This window comes from Oxalicibacterium sp. (assembly GCF_057353965.1).
Map to the genome: position 1 here is coordinate 308,272 of NZ_JBMQZD010000001.1, position 15,616 is coordinate 323,887.

15 protein-coding genes and 1 tRNA gene are annotated in these 15,616 nt (G+C 55.2%); 2 read left to right on the top strand and 14 right to left on the bottom strand.

The window, feature by feature from the left end:
• The 13 genes from ACO1VH_RS01545 to ACO1VH_RS01605 all read right to left on the bottom strand — a co-directional run bounded on the left by ACO1VH_RS01545 (window position 1) and on the right by ACO1VH_RS01605 (window position 13,307).
• Window positions 1-396, bottom strand: a complete 396-nt coding sequence (locus ACO1VH_RS01545; protein ID WP_486241910.1) for a hypothetical protein — start codon at window positions 394-396, stop codon at window positions 1-3.
• Window positions 381-1,106: a type II secretion system protein GspM gene (gene gspM / locus ACO1VH_RS01550; protein ID WP_486241911.1), complete on the bottom strand. Its 726-nt coding sequence runs from the start codon at window positions 1,104-1,106 to the stop codon at window positions 381-383. The genes ACO1VH_RS01545 and gspM overlap by 16 nt, the downstream gene beginning before the upstream one ends.
• Window positions 1,103-1,762: a PilN domain-containing protein gene (locus ACO1VH_RS01555; protein ID WP_486241913.1), complete on the bottom strand. Its 660-nt coding sequence runs from the start codon at window positions 1,760-1,762 to the stop codon at window positions 1,103-1,105. Before ACO1VH_RS01555 ends, gspM begins: the two co-directional genes overlap by 4 nt.
• Window positions 1,759-2,709 (bottom strand): type IV pilus biogenesis protein PilM, encoded by a 951-nt coding sequence (gene pilM, locus ACO1VH_RS01560; RefSeq protein ID WP_486241915.1) that lies wholly within the window; start codon window positions 2,707-2,709, stop codon window positions 1,759-1,761. Before pilM ends, ACO1VH_RS01555 begins: the two co-directional genes overlap by 4 nt.
• Before the next feature lie 118 nt (window positions 2,710-2,827).
• Window positions 2,828-6,598, bottom strand: coding sequence for a DUF6701 domain-containing protein (locus tag ACO1VH_RS01565; RefSeq protein WP_486241917.1), 3,771 nt, complete (start codon window positions 6,596-6,598; stop codon window positions 2,828-2,830).
• Entirely contained in the window at window positions 6,595-6,999 is a 405-nt protein-coding gene (locus ACO1VH_RS01570; protein ID WP_486241918.1) for a pilus assembly PilX N-terminal domain-containing protein, read from the bottom strand. The genes ACO1VH_RS01565 and ACO1VH_RS01570 overlap by 4 nt, the downstream gene beginning before the upstream one ends.
• Window positions 7,000-7,013: 14 nt before the next feature.
• Complete coding sequence (locus ACO1VH_RS01575; RefSeq protein ID WP_486241919.1) at window positions 7,014-7,919, bottom strand: prepilin-type N-terminal cleavage/methylation domain-containing protein; 906 nt, start codon at window positions 7,917-7,919, stop codon at window positions 7,014-7,016.
• Window positions 7,916-8,437: a type IV pilus modification PilV family protein gene (locus ACO1VH_RS01580; RefSeq protein ID WP_486241921.1), complete on the bottom strand. Its 522-nt coding sequence runs from the start codon at window positions 8,435-8,437 to the stop codon at window positions 7,916-7,918. Before ACO1VH_RS01580 ends, ACO1VH_RS01575 begins: the two co-directional genes overlap by 4 nt.
• The gene (locus ACO1VH_RS01585; protein ID WP_486241923.1) at window positions 8,427-8,891 is read right to left on the bottom strand and encodes a pilus assembly FimT family protein; all 465 of its coding nucleotides are present in this window, start codon (window positions 8,889-8,891) and stop codon (window positions 8,427-8,429) included. The genes ACO1VH_RS01580 and ACO1VH_RS01585 overlap by 11 nt, the downstream gene beginning before the upstream one ends.
• A 51-nt stretch (window positions 8,892-8,942) precedes the next feature.
• Window positions 8,943-9,416 carry a prepilin-type N-terminal cleavage/methylation domain-containing protein gene (locus ACO1VH_RS01590; protein ID WP_486241924.1) on the bottom strand — a complete coding sequence of 158 codons (474 nt, stop codon included), beginning with the start codon at window positions 9,414-9,416 and terminating at the stop codon, window positions 8,943-8,945.
• A 32-nt stretch (window positions 9,417-9,448) separates the two neighbouring features.
• The gene (locus ACO1VH_RS01595; protein WP_486241926.1) at window positions 9,449-9,943 is read right to left on the bottom strand and encodes a hypothetical protein; all 495 of its coding nucleotides are present in this window, start codon (window positions 9,941-9,943) and stop codon (window positions 9,449-9,451) included.
• Window positions 9,944-9,999: 56 nt separating this feature from the next.
• The gene (locus ACO1VH_RS01600) at window positions 10,000-11,229 is read right to left on the bottom strand and encodes a type II secretion system F family protein (RefSeq protein ID WP_486241927.1); all 1,230 of its coding nucleotides are present in this window, start codon (window positions 11,227-11,229) and stop codon (window positions 10,000-10,002) included.
• A gap of 374 nt (window positions 11,230-11,603) precedes the next feature.
• Entirely contained in the window at window positions 11,604-13,307 is a 1,704-nt protein-coding gene (locus ACO1VH_RS01605) for a GspE/PulE family protein (RefSeq protein WP_486241929.1), read from the bottom strand.
• Between the two features lie 232 nt (window positions 13,308-13,539).
• Between ACO1VH_RS01605 and ACO1VH_RS01610 the strand changes: the two genes are divergently transcribed.
• Window positions 13,540-14,310: an oxepin-CoA hydrolase, alternative type gene (locus tag ACO1VH_RS01610; protein WP_486241930.1), complete on the top strand. Its 771-nt coding sequence runs from the start codon at window positions 13,540-13,542 to the stop codon at window positions 14,308-14,310.
• A gap of 220 nt (window positions 14,311-14,530) precedes the next feature.
• The gene (locus ACO1VH_RS01615) at window positions 14,531-15,223 is read left to right on the top strand and encodes a glutathione binding-like protein (RefSeq protein WP_486241932.1); all 693 of its coding nucleotides are present in this window, start codon (window positions 14,531-14,533) and stop codon (window positions 15,221-15,223) included.
• A gap of 239 nt (window positions 15,224-15,462) precedes the next feature.
• On the opposite strand, the gene ACO1VH_RS01620 is transcribed toward ACO1VH_RS01615, so the two are convergent.
• Window positions 15,463-15,549, bottom strand: a tRNA-Leu gene (locus ACO1VH_RS01620).
• Window positions 15,550-15,616 lie beyond the last annotated feature (67 nt).

A 15,616-nucleotide genomic window follows, 5' to 3' on the forward strand; every position in this document is an offset into this window, starting at 1 on the left:
TCATTTCCGATTGTCGGGATGCCGATTCCTTGAATCGGATGCCGGCCGTTTTCCAATGCTTGGGAAAAGTTTCAACGTCTGGGATTCACTGCCAGATTTGCTGTCGTACCGTAGGACAGCCTCGCTTTCGGTTAGCCGCACCAGCGTCGCATCGCCATAGCGCTCGCCGAGTGCGAGAGCCTGACCGCTGATGACGGCGATCTTGCGTTTGGGCGACAGCAGTACCGACTGCAGCACCGGTCCGCCGGTTGGTTCTGCATCGCCGCCCGGCATCCATTGCTCGGGCGGACGTGTCGGATCGCGCAACTGCGCCTGCGCAACCGTTGCTCCCAGCAGGCCGATCAGGCCGGCCGCCAATGCGCATGCGCGCCAATGCCGCGTCACAGATTCAGCCATTTCTTGTCCAGACTCAATGTAAAGAGCGTCAACGTCAGCGTCGCCGGCTGATCGCCATCGGCCTTGAGTTGCGCGTTTTCCCAGAACACGCGCCACGGCATTTTTTCCAGCGACTTCACATAGGCCAGCATGTCGAGATAACCGCCCTGCACCGTCAATTCCACCGTGTGCTTGTAGACCGCATCGACATCCTCGCCGGATGCGCCTGTACTACCTGATGCCGAGGTCGTCGCTCCCTGCTGGCCGCTCTTCTGCTGCCGCGACTGGATTTCCTCTACCGATTCGTTCAGTCGCGTCACCGGCAGCGACTTCAGCGAGACGAGTTGCAGCTTGTCGTTCTTCTTCAGCACGCTCTCCAGCAGATCGGCGATCTTGTCCGGCGACACCAGTTGCTGCTGCAGGCTGCCCAGTGAATCGCGCATGTCTTGCGCGCGCTGCGTCAATGCTTCCAGTTGCGCACGCGCCTCCTGGTTCGGATCGTTCTCCTGCAATTTGACGCGCTGCTGGATCTGGTTCTGGATATCCGCGATCTGTGCCTGCTGCTGTCGAATCTGCTGCGACAGCTTCGCCTGCTTCGCATATTGCGGATCGAGCAGCACCGCATTGATCAGCGTGATCAAGATCAGCACCGCGACGGCGAAGATGATCGCCCGCTCGCGCAAGGTCAGCGCATCGATCCTGAGCGCCAGTTTCTGCCAGGTCTGTTTCATTGCCGGCCTCCTTCCGCTGCCGCCTTGATGCCGGATGAATGCAGGCTGAATTCGATATAGGAAGCTGCTTTCGGTATCTCGTCCGGCGCTGCCGCTGACTTGCTATCAGGCTTGGGCAATTGCATTTCCAGCGTCGAGAAGGATGCGCCTTGCATCACCGGCTCCGTCTTCAGGCGCGACAGATAGGCTGGCACCAGTTCGGGACGCAAGGTATTGCCGCGAATCGCGATATCGCTTACGCCCTGTATCGTGAAGCCCGTCAGCCAGATGCCGCTGCCGATCTGGCGCGCAAAGGCCGTCATGTAATCCGCATAACCGACGGTGTTGCCGAACTCGCCCTTTTCCAGCAGATCAGCCACCTGCTGCAACGACTGCACTTCGGCTTGCTTTCGCAGCAAGCGGGCATCCAGTTCCGCATCCTTGCCCTTGACCGCGTAGGCGGTCGTCACGCGAGCAAGTTGATTCTGCGCCTGCTGCAATCTGCCTGCCGTCGCCGCCTGTTCCTTTTCCAGTTTCGACAACTGGAAAATCGAGTAAGCCGTCAACAGCAATGCGCCGACCAGGATGATGCCCAGCCCCTGCACCATCGTCAGCGCGGAAAAATGCTTCTCCTGTTTCAGGAAGATCGGATTGAAGAGATTGATCTGCTGGCTCATAGCACCGCCTCTTCACGCCGTAGCGCTGCACCCAGCACCATGAAATAGCGCTGCTGCATCTCCACTGATTTCAGATCCGGCGCTTTCTCCATATCGAACACGCTTGCCAGATCGAGGGGCTCGACAGGGATGTACAGATTTTCGGACAGATAGGCCGACAAGCCTGTCGCCACACCGCTCAACGGCGCCAACACCAGTTTGGCCAGCGTGATGGTGTGATACTGACGATCGAAGTGATCGAGCGAACGCTGCAATTCCAGCGTCACGCGTCCGTAGCAGGCATTGCGGTCTTCTTCGCTGCCCTGCTCCAACTGCGCAAACGGAATATCGATGCGGCGCGACAGATATAGTTCGCCGTCGCATGTCATCGTCAGCAATCCGCCCTGCGCATCGAACGACAGCATGGCAATGCCACGTCCTTCCGGTTCGAGCAGCTTCGCGATATTGCGCTGTGCCATTTCAGGAATGTCGATGACACTCAAGGACATGCGCGCATCGCTGAACAACGCCTGGCGCTGTTCGATCAACTGATTGCGTGCCGCGACCGCATACATAGAATGATTGCGATTGCCTGCATTCCTGTCGCGCGGCACGTCCAGCACGTCGATGGTTGCATCGTCGATATGAAAATCGAGCATGTCCTTCAGGCGCCAGCGAATCGCCGTCTTCAACTCATCTGCAGGAACGTTTGGCGCCTCGACCGACAACAATTGATATTCGTCGCCGCAGAGCAAGTTTATGCAATCGTATTCGGCACGCAGTTCCTTGGCGATTTTCGCCAACAGATCCGCTGCCGATTGCGCGCCCTTCAGTGCGTGCGTCGCGGCGATTTCAACGGTCGGCCGTTCCGCAGATGCATTGCCGATACTGGCGATGCAAATATCATCTGCCTGTATCGAAACAACCAGCCTCCCAGCTGTTTTCTTTTTCTTTTGGAACCAACTCATACCGGCATCTTTGTCGAGAACTGCGTGAAATTAGGTGATTAAATTATTGATGTCAATCAATTTGCCCGACGACTCGGGAGACAAAATCAATTAACAACGCATTGTGAATTTTGGTGAACTAATAAAGCTCACGAAGGTAAATAATCGGACCGCTTTTGAAGACACCGAAGGTTGCTCTTGCTGTCGGATCGTCATCGTAATTCGGGCCGCCCCATGCTCCCTGGAGCCACGGTTTTCCTGCGGATGTCGTGGCAGTACAAATCGTTCCTGGCGTGTTGTCACCGGCCAGATCGGTACATATATCAATGCTGGTTTTACCCGGCGTTGTCGGCTTGTTCAGTGCAATAGAACCAACACCTTTTGAAATGTTGAAAATGTTCAAGGTGGCGCCAGGAGTCGTCTTGACGTTCGCCGGCAGAAGCGTCGTGCAACTGTCATCCGTATTGGTGATGAAGCCTCTGGTCTTGTCCCAGTACTCCACCCGCATCGGTATCGACAGCGTGTTCTGCGGTGCCCCGTTCGCATTCAGTAATTTCAGACGGCCGAATCGGATGATGGTCGGCAGGGAAAAGACCTGCGTAGCATCGACCGTCGTACTGTTATGTTGAGTAATCCTGACACCATCCGGATCGGCGATGCTCACACTCAATCTGAAATTCTCGTATGAGCCGTCAGGTGTGCTTTCCCTGGAAAATTGATATGTACCGCTTCCGCTGTATTGCCCTTCCGTCCAGACACGTGGCGGCAATGCAGGAACAAAACGCACGATCCTGTCGATACCATCCGTATCTACTCCGGATATTGCGAGGGTCGCCAACTGCGGAAATTGCGTGCCTGATGCAACTGGCGTGTAACGGGACAACACAACATCATTACGACTCAGTGCCTTCGCAGACAATGCCACCTGCATGGATTGGTCCATGTAAGTGAAAGATTGCGCTGGCGCACCAGGTGTGCAAGCGGCTGTAAGGGATGCTTCTACAGCATAGTGATGCGGCCTGAATCTTCCTTTCGGAGCAGTTTCATCGTTGCCGATCAAGCAGCCGTATTTCCCGTTGGTTTTCGTATTCGTTGCAGAACCGGGAATGCAATCTCCTTCGTTGTCGTGTACCACGTTCCCGGCCGTCCCTGTCACCTGATCCACATTCGTAAATACCGCATCGATTACTGCACCCGTGAGGAAAGCAATACTTCCAACATCGTCGTATTTGAAAGTTCCTGATGCAACGCCATTGGCAGCGGCCGCCCCAAAGGTTCCTGCCAACATATCCGACGACTGCAAATTAGCACCAGTGTGGTCGCGCACCTTGGTCTCATCAAAAACCGGCGTACCTGCATAACCTGTCGGCACTGGTGTTGGTGTAGCGTCGACATAGAAAGACTCACCAGCCGGATAAGAAGCACTGCATGATGTCGGCCCTGTGCAGTCCGCGATTGTGGGCGTCGTCAATTGGAAGGATTGCGGCCGTATCGCAAAATTGTCGCGCGAACAGCTCGGCAAGGCGCTTCCACCCGCACCGGCAATCACCCGCACGCGTACATTCTTCTGCGCCTTGTTAAGCGTGAAATTCACCGTCTTGACCGATTCGTTATTGAACGTAATCGATGCCGATTCCGGCGTGATGCCTGCAGTCGTATTACTGCACTGTCCTCCTGTAGATGCATCCTGATCGACGAGACTCACCGTCACATTGCCGTTATACGGTGCCGGATTACCGCTCGCATCGCTCGGCCGCAGATCCAGGCTGAACGGCTGGCCGACGAGTTTCGTATAGATCGGCGAACCCGGCGCCTTACCTGGCTCTACCACGTCGAACGAGCAGGCCGATGAGAAATGCACGACGCAATTCGTCGCATTGCCGCTGCCGTCCATGCAGACTGCATTGTTGGTCGCCGCAGGCGAAGTAGCCGTGCTGCCGCCGATATTGACCGTTGCGTTGACTGGGCTGCTCTGGCTCAAAGTCACCTGCGTCTGCCCGTTGGAAAAAGTCAGCAGATTGCCGGACGACCAGCTCGATGTGCCGTTGGATGTGACATTGGAAAGATTGACTGTCACCTTACCCACGTACAGGCTGGAGCAATCCGCATTGGCACAAGCCTTGACCGTCACCGGAGCGGCACCGCAGGATGTAGTCGGATGATCGAGTTCGATGTGATGCAGACGTTCCAGCGTCACGGAACACACCTGCAGATGCGTGAACTCGTGGATGTTGCTGTTGCCGCCTGTGGAGCCGGTGAACGACAAGCTCCAATTCGTGGGTACCGCAGCCTGCCCTGGCTGCGCCTTGGCATCGAAGGACGAGATCAGCGTTGCATAGTTAGTGCCACTGCCGCTGGTATCACGCTCCACCTTCGTATAGGCATGTACGCTGTCGCTGTGATCCACAGTGATGCGATATCGGTATCCTGGTCCGGGATTGGAAGAAGATGTATCGATACCAGTACCCAATGAACCGGTAGTTCTCAGATACTCGTATCCGTCAAAATCCTGGCCTGAACCGCGAATCGTAACGGCGTCGGGTCTTTGTCCCGGCCCGCCGGAACGTCCCTCGGTAGGATTGGAAAAATTACCGAATTCGTCCAGCGCCACACCCAGCCAGCCGCCGGAAAAACCCGCGTGCGTCGTATCTCCTCCGGCCGATGTTCGCTTGGGTGCATAACCCAACGACCCACCGAACGCACCGGCAATAGGCGGCTTGGAGGCATCCGACAGCACCATTGCAATACCGTCCGCACCATTGCCGCCGTAGGCATAGTGATTGAATTCCACGACGATCTTGTTGCCTGCGCCGGGAAAAATGCGCTGCAATGTCGCAAAGGTTGAGGCTTGGGTCGAATTATCCGTCAGGCGCAAACGGCCACTGACGATACGCGGATCGCCGAAGCTTCCGCTCTCATGTCCGACAGACCAGTTGGCTCCCGGGGCACCGTTCGGGCGATCGAAATCGTCGATGTAGCATTCTGTCGCCGCATTCGGGTCGATCGTGTAGGTTCCCCCCTGTACCGGCAATCCGGTCAGTTGATAACCGGCCTGATTCGTGACGCTCGAACCCGACTGCATGTCCAGACGAATCGTTCCCGTTGCGCCGGTCACCGTTCCGGTCGTTGCCGTCACCAGCCAGTTGATACCATCGCCCTCATCCACAACTGCCGTCACGTTTGCTGCCCCGCTCAAGCCACTGCGAGCCAGGGAAAAATTCGATGGTGAGACACCAGTCACCTTCTCGCTGAATGTGACTCGCCAATCTACGCTGGATGCGCTGGTGGGATTGATGCCGGCACGCGTAATGGAAACGACCGTCGGACCGGGTAGCGTGTAGTCGATCGTAATACGGATGTAATCAACACGGATACGATCGTCATTGTCACGAAACCGGCTCTGGAAGATTACGCCGAATCCACTGCTATTGATCCTTTGGGCAGTCCATGACGACGACAACTCACTACCGGACCAGGTATACGTTGCCGTTCCATAGCTTGAGGGATACTGGCTATTGCTGGCTTTATTGATGCTTTCCAAACTGCCTTCAAACAAACGCACTTGCAGGTCACGCGCACGATCCCCGTTATCAGGCTCGCTGCTCGAACGTCTTCTTATCTCGACAGTAATGCTATTGATGACTGCGCCGTTGGGAATGTTAAAACCGGCATTTCTACACTGCAATTCCTTGGTCGGATCATCATCGCTATCAGGAGTTACCGTGGCATTTTCGCTACCCGTTCCATTGAGCCCACCGTTTGGGATACTCCAGGTTCTACCGCTGCCTGCATTGACGCAGATATTGGCATAGTGGATGCCCGTCGATTCCGCATATGCGCTACTCGTTACTGTTACGGCAAGTAGCAGTAACAGTACAAAACGGAATAGGAAGCGGATCGTTACGTTCACAACCGCACCTCCATTACACGACGAACGTAATCAGGATTATTTGGCCCCGGATCGTCACAGGCATTAGCCACTGGCATATTGCAGGCCGTTGCCTTAATCACCGCTGTATCCGCTTCACCAACATTGCAAGCAACCGTGACCATAAATCCTGACACCGAAATCGTGGATGAAACAGCACAACTGTTGTTCCTTAAGCGTTGATAAACACCCCACTCGATTCCCGCCTTCGCAGCCTGATACGCCCGCACACCTTCGATATCGAGGCTGGAACTCTGATGCTGCGTCGTCGAAATCGTCACCATCGCCACACCCAATGCCGCCAGAACGATCAGCAGGAAGATGGCGCTGACGAGGCTGAATCCGCGCATGCACTCAGCGCGGCGCATCTTCGTTGCATGCATGTATGTTCTTTTCATCATGGCGTGTTATCCACATGCACCTGATGAAACAGGGTGATCGTGCCGCTATTGGTATCCGGACGTGCCAACGCGAGCGTAATCCCGAGCAAAGCCTGGCTCGTATTGATAGCGCTGTTGTCATAGGAAAAATCGCAGCTTGTCACACCGCTTGCCAGCAATGCCGCCGTTCCGCCTGTTGGCGGAACCGGTTGTATCGCACCGATCGTGTATCCCGAATAACGGGTCAGCGTATGTGCCGACGGATTGCATTCATAGGTCACAGGCGTCGACACCACTTGAAAACGATTGCCAGGAGAACGGAAGCCACCGGAAGGATTGGCCGGGGCCGGGGCGAATGGATTGGATGTCAGCGTAATCGTCTGGGATGCGGGCACAATATCAGTCTTCACTTCTGCGCGGTTGTTGCAGGAAGCACCGCTGCAATAGGCATTGGCAGGATCTTGTCCTGGCCCCAGGTTGTAGACAACAATCCAGTTGCCTGCATGAATTTGCTGCTCAGGATTGGTCGACAACGCACCAACCACTCTGAAACTTGTATCGCTTGCAGTCGTAAAGCTGAGTACATTTCCTCCGAGCGCCGTATCGTCCGAATCGGTCAGATAACGCCCGCCGGTACTAGTCAGCAGAAATTCCAGGTAATTATTTCCGCCAGCAGAAGTGAGTCGCACGCTGTTCGGCAATGCGCGGCGTACTTCGCGCGAGATGCGGCGCACAGCCGTATCGGCCTCGTCCGCCAGTTCCGCGCGAGCGACCAAATCGACATATCCCTGCACCGGCGCACGAATGAAAACCGCCACTGCGGCGGCGACGATACCCGTGATCACGATGACAACGATCATTTCCACCAGCGTGAAGCCACGCTGTGAAACCGATACGAAGTAATCGCGACCGATTACTCTCATTCCTCGGTCTCCGGCATGTAGCGGGTACGATAACCATCCAGTTGAATCGATTCCGAACCGTTCGCTACCGTCACGGTGATATGCAATGCATCGCTGGCACCGATCGAATCAAGAGCTGCGTTTTGGATAGTTACTTTCGCTCTATAGCCATTCAGGGTAGCAACCGGATTACCGTTGATATCGTTGATTGCAACGAAATTGCCAGAATTGATCTGAAGCCGATTGAGATTGCTCTCGCTTCCACCTCCATCGACTCCACCATTGCTCTCCACACAGGAAGGCTCCGCTCCATCACAATTGGTGAATGGCACCAGCGAAACCTCTTCCATCAACGCTTCCGCAATCGATAACGCCTGTTTACGTATCTGCGGATCGGCGCTGTTGGCGGTTGTGAAGTTCATCACCATCAATATGCCCAGAACAGCCGTGCTGACGATGACGATAAAAATAATCAATTCCACCAGAGTGAAACCGGATGAAGTTTGTTGAGAAGAAAATGTGCGGCGACTAATGAACATAGCCTGTTTCTTTCTCGACAAAGAAACTTTGCGTCACGCCATCTATCGTTAAATCAAACTGCGTTGTCTCAAACGCAGAAGAGCCCGTGCTGAACGGCTTGCCCAATGCGTCGAAATAAAAGGTTGTAACCGGACTAATAAATAAATCGCTATGCGACAAGGTCGCCGGCTTACTGGATGGCATCACAACTTCTTGGATACAGGAATCATTCACTCCCAGAGATACCCTTGTCGAAGTCATACAGACATAAATTTTTCCATTGCGAGCCACAGCCAATTTTTGTGCATAGCGCACCATCGACTGTGCTTCGTCACCGAATGCACGACTATCAAAAACATTACGATCAAAAAAACGAGGCAGAACGAAAGCAGACAGAATGCCTACCAAGATCAAAACCATGATGAGTTCGATCAAGGTAAAACCGGCATTAGATAAAGCTGTGTTTTTCGTCACGTTTTAGTTGAAAAAGAAAGCCCGCACCTGAGTATAGGTGCGGGCCTGATCTTAATTACAACCGCTCTTGTCAGACGTGATAGCTGGCGGCGTAACAACACTTGATGCCACAGTAGCTGCCGCATATTTGGCAGAACAGGTTGTCTCAGTAGCGCTTTCCTTTGTCAATTGGAATACAGCGCCGCTACTCGGATAAGTAGCAGTAAAACCATCATAAGCTGACAGCGCCGCTCCGATGCCAGCTGCGCTAGCGGCTGGGTAGCCGTTTGCCACTGTTACATCCTGACCTTCAAGCGTAATCGTGCCGTCGACAGTGTTGGTCAACAACGCCTGGGCATGCGCAATAGCCGTAGCCGATTGGAGCGCACCGACCATACCGTCAACTGCCGCTTCTTTGGCTTGCTTGCTCATATCCGCAAAACGCGGAATCGCCGTCGCTGCCAGAATACCCAGAATAACGATTACAACGACCAATTCGATCAACGTGAAACCAGCCTGTTTTTTCGAAAAAGATTGCACTTTCATTTAAAGCTCCCTTAATAAAAACAATTGAACTGCTATTCCCATCCATACGGAACGATCTGTGTAACCACTACACCCTCTACAGTTTTTCCAGCGATCGATCCGCTCTTGCCTGGAAAATCCTCATTACCCTTTACCAGCTCTGTCTTGAACCGCAAATACGGCGTTTCCTTCTTTTCCCGCTCCACTTCGCCGCGATTCGAGACGAGGTAAACTAACTCGCGATCCTTCAGATCGAAATACCACTGGCCTGCCTTCACATCGTCCGGTGTACCGAAGAATTCCCCGGCATAATTGGCCGGCTTCTTCACCAGCCAATCGATCGGATTCTGATCAGCCAGCATCGGTGTATCCTTCAATCGGTCTTGCGTGATCAATGACGCAAACCGCAAATTCAACGCGCTCTGCAGCGTTCCCACCATCTGCTCCACTGCCGTCTTCTCCGCCATGCGCTGATAAACCCGCAGCCGATCCAGCAGCACAATTGCCAACGTACTGACGATGCAGACCACGATCACCAGTTCCAGCAACGTGAAGCCGCCCGATATCGCAGCGGGTCTGCACCGCCGTATCGACACGTCTTGCCTCACTGGTGCAACGCCGCCCGGCCGAAATCCCACATCGGCAGGAACACACCAAGCGCCAGGATCAATACCAGGATGCCGAGGCCGATGATCAGGATCGGCTCGATTTGCGCCGACAAGGTCTTCAATTCGTAATCCACTTCGCGTTCGTACATCGCGGCGATCTCGTCCATCAGGCTGTCCAGTTCGCCGGTTTCCTCACCGATGGCGATCATCTGCGTCACCACCGGCGTGAAGACGCCCGTCGTGACTGCCGTGCGCAGGATGCTTTCACCGCGCTCCACGCCGTCCCGCATCTGCTCGATGCGGGTGGCGATGTATCTGTTGTCGACCGTTTGCGCGACCACGTTCAAGCCTTGCACGATGGGTACGCCGCTCTTGCTCGACAACGCAAAGCTGCGTGCAAATCGCGCCAGCGTTCCCTTCAGCATGATCTTGCCGGCGATGGGCAGGCGCAGCTTGAATCTGTCCCACTGATACTTTCCGTGCGGAGTATCCGTATAGAGCTTGAAGACGACACCCGCGCCGATCACGATCGACAGCATCACCGGCCAGTACTGCACGGTGAAATTCGATGTATCGATCAGCAGCTTGGTCATGAACGGCAGCTCGGTCTTGAAGCCGGCATAGACCTTGGCGAATGCCGGGATCACGAAAATATTGATGATGACCATGGCCAAGACCAGCGCCGCCACGACGAAGCTCGGATAACGCAACGCGCTCTTCACGCGTTGACGCATGTCGCGGTCGAATTCCATGTAGTCGAACAGTCGCAGGAAGACTTCCTCCAACCGTCCGGTCATTTCGCCGACACGCACCATGCTCAGGTAAAACGATGAAAAAACTTTGGGATGGCGGCGCATTGCCGTGGACAGTTCACGCCCTGCGTCCAGCGATTCGCGCAGGTCCTTGACGACGCGCGCAAACGATTTGCTGATGGCCGATTCCTGCAATCCCGCCAGACCGCGCATGATAGGTACGCCGGCTTTGAGCAAGGTGTACATCTGGCGGCTGAACAGTTGCACGTCGATGGGACGCACCTTCGGCTCGAACAATCTCCCCCACCAGGAATCGGCATTACCGCCTGCAGGCTTTTTGGTGGGGACGATTTCCACCGGCGTAATGCCGGTACTGAACAGTTGATCGGCAATGACGCCGCTGTCCGGTCCTTCCAGAATACCCTGCAGCAATTCGCCACGCGCGTTGCGCGCCTTGTACGCAAAAAACGGCACATCGATTCCTAAAATTTCTCCATGCGCGAGGGTAAGGGAGAAACCGATGTTGCCAGAGGGCATTTAACAATAATTAACCTAAAAGTGTTGGCCTCTTGCATCACTTATTTCCACATGGAAATTTATTCGTGCTAATTAATTTCCACATGGAAATAATTTGCTTGCGAAGAAATTGTGAGACGCTTTTGTGACGAAACGATGACTCGAAAATCGCAGGCGCTTCAGCAGTCATTTCTACAAATTTATTCAACCTTCTCGATCCGCAAATCCTTCACGTTGAAACAGAAGCGATCTTCCACAACAATCCCCACGCTGAAATCAAAAACAAAAATGCCCGTCGAAACGGGCATTTTTGTCGAGCGAAAGAATCGGAATCAATCTTCGAACTGATTCGTGATGCGCATGGCTTCGCTGATGGTGGTCTTGCCTTCGATGACGAGCGACACGGCATGATGCCGCAACGTCTGTCCCGCCAGTTGTTCGCGTGCGACGCGAATGAAGTCGGTGTGGTCTTCGCTGTTGGCGGCATGTGCAACGGCCGATGTCATTTCCAGCATTTCATAGACGCCGGTACGGCCACGATAACCTGTGCCATTGCAATGCGTGCAGCCGCGTCCGTGCTTGTAGCGATGCGATGCGACAGCATCTCCCAGTTCGGCCTGCAACCATTCACGCTCCGCCGGCAGCGGTTCGTAATCCGTGATGCAGCTTTCGCAGATCATGCGTACCAGACGCTGCGCCAGCACCGCCTGCAGTGACGATGCCACCATGTAGTACGGCACGCCCATGTCGAGCAGACGAATCGGCGTGCTGATGGCATCGTTGGTGTGCAGCGTGGACAGCACGAGGTGGCCGGTCAGCGCGGCACGCATGCCGATCTGCGCCGTTTCCTGATCGCGCATCTCGCCCACCAGCACCACATCCGGGTCCTGACGCAATGCTGAGCGCAGCACGCGCGAAAAACTGAGATCGATCTTTTCGTTGATCTGCACCTGATTGATGCCCGGCAGGCGGTATTCCACCGGATCTTCCACTGTGATCAGCTTGCGCTCGGCGGTATTGAGTTCGGCCAGCGCGCCATAGAGCGTTGTCGTCTTGCCGCTGCCCGTCGGGCCGGTCACCAGCACCAGTCCATTCGGACGATGAATGATGCGACGCAGGCGCTTGACCATCTCGGCCGGCATGCCGATCGAATCCAGCATCAGCATGCTGCCACCCTGGTTCAGCAGACGCATGACGACCGATTCGCCGTATTGCGTCGGCATCGTGGAAATACGCACGTCGATCTGATGATTCCGAACGCGAATCACGAAGCGTCCATCCTGCGGCAGACGCTTTTCCGAAATATCCAGATCGGACATCAGCTTCAGGCGCAATGCGAGCGGCGCGGCGATCTTGATATCGGCCTCGGTCTGTAGATGCAACACACCGTCGATACGGAAACGAATCTGCAGGCGGCTCTCCTGCGGTTCGATGTGAATGTCCGATGCGCGCACCTGTGTCGCATCGTCGAACACCGATTGCAGCAGCTTGACCACTGGCGCCTCTTCCAGCCCCGGTGCCAGCGTCTGCGCACCGAAATCGACATGGCCGTCGCCGAGATCCTGTTCCAGTTCGCGCGCGAAATCGGTGATTTCCTCGGTACGACGATAGATGCGGTCGATCGCGTGCAGCAGTTCGCTCTCGTTGACGACGGCCAGTTCGATATCGCGCTTGATCGTGCGTGCGATTTCATCGTAGGCAAAGAGGTCAGTCGGATCGGCCATGCCGATCAGCAGTCTGTTGCCGCGATCTTCCAGCACGATGGCACGGAAACGGCGCGCCAGCGTTTCCGGCACCATGCGCACAGTATCCGCATGCAGGTTGTAGAACTTGATGTTGATGTAGGGAATATCCAGCTGCCGGGCGATGGCATGGGAAATCTGCTCTTCGCTGACGAGGCCGTTTTCCACGAACACGCGCCCCAGCTTGCGGCCGGTGCGTTTCTGCTCTTCCAGCGAAAAGGCCAGCTGTTCTTCTGAAAGTAGTTTTTGCTGAACCAGGATTTCGCCTAGCCGAACCTTTTCGGGGCGTGCCATAGATGCCTCATGGGGAAAGTGTGCGAATGCATGCCAGGGCCGCATTAGAAACTACCGCAGCGAAGCCCATTCGGCGCCGTATTTTGAAGGAAGAATTTGGCGCACGTCAAAGGAAAGGTCGCGCATCTGACAATTGTTTGCAGATTGTTTCGTCCTATCCACAGGTCGCCATGCCGACGACAGGCCTCGCTTCCTGTATATTCTGTGGCAATTTCATCCTTGCCAGAACACCATGTCCGCCGAAATCCAAGCCTCGCGCAACAACGCGACACTGATTCTCACGATCTCGAATCCAGGCACGAAGAACGCGCTGCATCCCGACATGTTTGCCGCGGCAGTCGAAGTGCTGTCCACGGCCGAGCGCGACGATTCGATACGCGCCGTCGTTTTGACAGGCGCTGACCAGTTCTTCTGCGCGGGCGGCGATCTGCACAAGCTGCTCGATCTGCGCACCGCAGGAACGGGCGAACAGATGGATGCGGTCGATGGCTTGCGTGGCTGGATCGAAGCGATACGCGATTGCCCGAAACCGGTGATCGCCGCCGTCGAGAGCGGAGCTGCCGGCGCAGGTTTTTCATTGGCATTGGCCTGCGATCTGATCGTGGCCGGCAATACGGCGAAGTTTGCGATGTCCTACGTCAAGGTCGGCCTGACGCCGGACGGCGGCGCATCGTGGTTCCTGATGCAATCACTGCCGCGCCAGTTGGCGACCGAGATGCTGATCGAAGGCGGACCTGTACAGGCTACGCGCCTGCAATCGCTCGGTCTCATCAACCGGCTGGTGCCGGACAGCAGCGTGCTGGATGCCGCACTGGACTGGGCGGACAAATTGGCGGCATTGTCACCGCACGCCGTCGAGCGCATCAAGCTGCTGACACGCGAAGCCAGGGACAATACGCTGTCGCGCCACTTCGAGGCGGAGAAGCAGCACTTCGTCGATTGTCTCAATCATCGCGATGCGCAGGAAGGCATCCAGGCCTTTCTTGAAAAGCGCCATAAGTAACTGGCAAGAACTTCTGCCACGCAGCTTCGCTACGTGGGGCCAAAGTTGCGGCCCCATCCTCACCTGACTATTTCTCCATAAAACCGGCGTCCGGCAGGAATGCCGGTATTTCTGCATAATCTGCGCATTCGCGTAGGCATGCGCACGCCTATCGCACCGTACTGATTTCGAACCATATCTATTGCAGCATCGGCAGATACAGAAAATACAGGAGAGATAAATGATCGACGCCTATTCCACCGCCACACCCAACGGCCACAAGATTCACATCATGCTGGAAGAATGCGGCCTGCCCTATCGGCTGCATCACATCAACATCAACACCGGCGACCAGTTCAAGCCGGAATTCCTGAAGATCTCGCCGAACAATAAAATCCCTGCCATCGTCGACAGCGACGGTCCGGATGGCATGCCGATGTCACTGTTTGAATCCGGTGCCATCCTCGTTTATCTGGCGAGCAAGGTGAACCGCTTTCTCGGCGAAACCGATCGCGAGAAATTCACGACGCTGCAATGGCTGATGTTCCAGATGGGCGGCGTCGGTCCAATGCTGGGTCAGGCACATCACTTCCGTCTGTATGCGCCGGAGCAAATCGAATATGCGGTCAACCGTTACACGAACGAGGCGAAACGTTTGTACGGCGTTATCAATCGTCGTCTGTCCGAAAGCGCCTATCTCGCTGGCGACACCTACACGATCGCCGATATCGCGACCTTCCCCTGGCTGCGCTCGTGGGAGAAGCAAGGCATCACGCTGTCCGACTACCCGCATCTGGAACGCTGGTTTCATGAAATCGAAGAACGCCCAGCTGTGAAGAAAGGCACCAGCATGCTGGTCAGCGAACGCCAACCGATCGCAGATGCGAAATCGAAGGAAATCCTGTTCGGCGCGACGCAGTACGCGAGACGCTGATCCTTCCGATCATCTTCATTCCTGAGATACGCGCGTGGCGACAAAAATACCGAGCACTTGCGGTATTGACGGGGCTGGTGCATCTATCTTTATCGAAAGCCAGTCCATCGCTTGCAAGGCAATCAGCTGAAAATTTTACCAGCCCTGATCGCGCGCGAATGGAAGGCGCACGAAAGCGAGCACATCAAGCGCAGTATCTTGCGTAGTCAAGAAAGAAATCGGGAAGAGATAAAGAGAGATGGTGCCCGGAACCGGAATCGAACCGGTACGCCGTCTCCGGCGAGAGATTTTAAGTCTCTTGTGTCTACCTATTTCACCATCCGGGCATGCCGCCATTTTAAGACAGCGTGCGACAGCAGCAGAAAAAATAAAAGCGCCAATGGCGCTTTTGAA

Coding starts and splice junctions, on each gene's coding strand:
- ACO1VH_RS01545 (WP_486241910.1), bottom strand. CDS start 396: ATGGCTGAATCTGTGACGCGGCATTGGCGCGCATGCGCATTGGCGGCC.
- gspM (WP_486241911.1), bottom strand. CDS start 1,106: ATGAAACAGACCTGGCAGAAACTGGCGCTCAGGATCGATGCGCTGACC.
- ACO1VH_RS01555 (WP_486241913.1), bottom strand. CDS start 1,762: ATGAGCCAGCAGATCAATCTCTTCAATCCGATCTTCCTGAAACAGGAG.
- pilM (WP_486241915.1), bottom strand. CDS start 2,709: ATGAGTTGGTTCCAAAAGAAAAAGAAAACAGCTGGGAGGCTGGTTGTT.
- ACO1VH_RS01570 (WP_486241918.1), bottom strand. CDS start 6,999: ATGCATGCAACGAAGATGCGCCGCGCTGAGTGCATGCGCGGATTCAGC.
- ACO1VH_RS01575 (WP_486241919.1), bottom strand. CDS start 7,919: ATGAGAGTAATCGGTCGCGATTACTTCGTATCGGTTTCACAGCGTGGC.
- ACO1VH_RS01580 (WP_486241921.1), bottom strand. CDS start 8,437: ATGTTCATTAGTCGCCGCACATTTTCTTCTCAACAAACTTCATCCGGT.
- ACO1VH_RS01590 (WP_486241924.1), bottom strand. CDS start 9,416: ATGAAAGTGCAATCTTTTTCGAAAAAACAGGCTGGTTTCACGTTGATC.
- ACO1VH_RS01605 (WP_486241929.1), bottom strand. CDS start 13,307: ATGGCACGCCCCGAAAAGGTTCGGCTAGGCGAAATCCTGGTTCAGCAA.
- ACO1VH_RS01610 (WP_486241930.1), top strand. CDS start 13,540: ATGTCCGCCGAAATCCAAGCCTCGCGCAACAACGCGACACTGATTCTC.
- ACO1VH_RS01615 (WP_486241932.1), top strand. CDS start 14,531: ATGATCGACGCCTATTCCACCGCCACACCCAACGGCCACAAGATTCAC.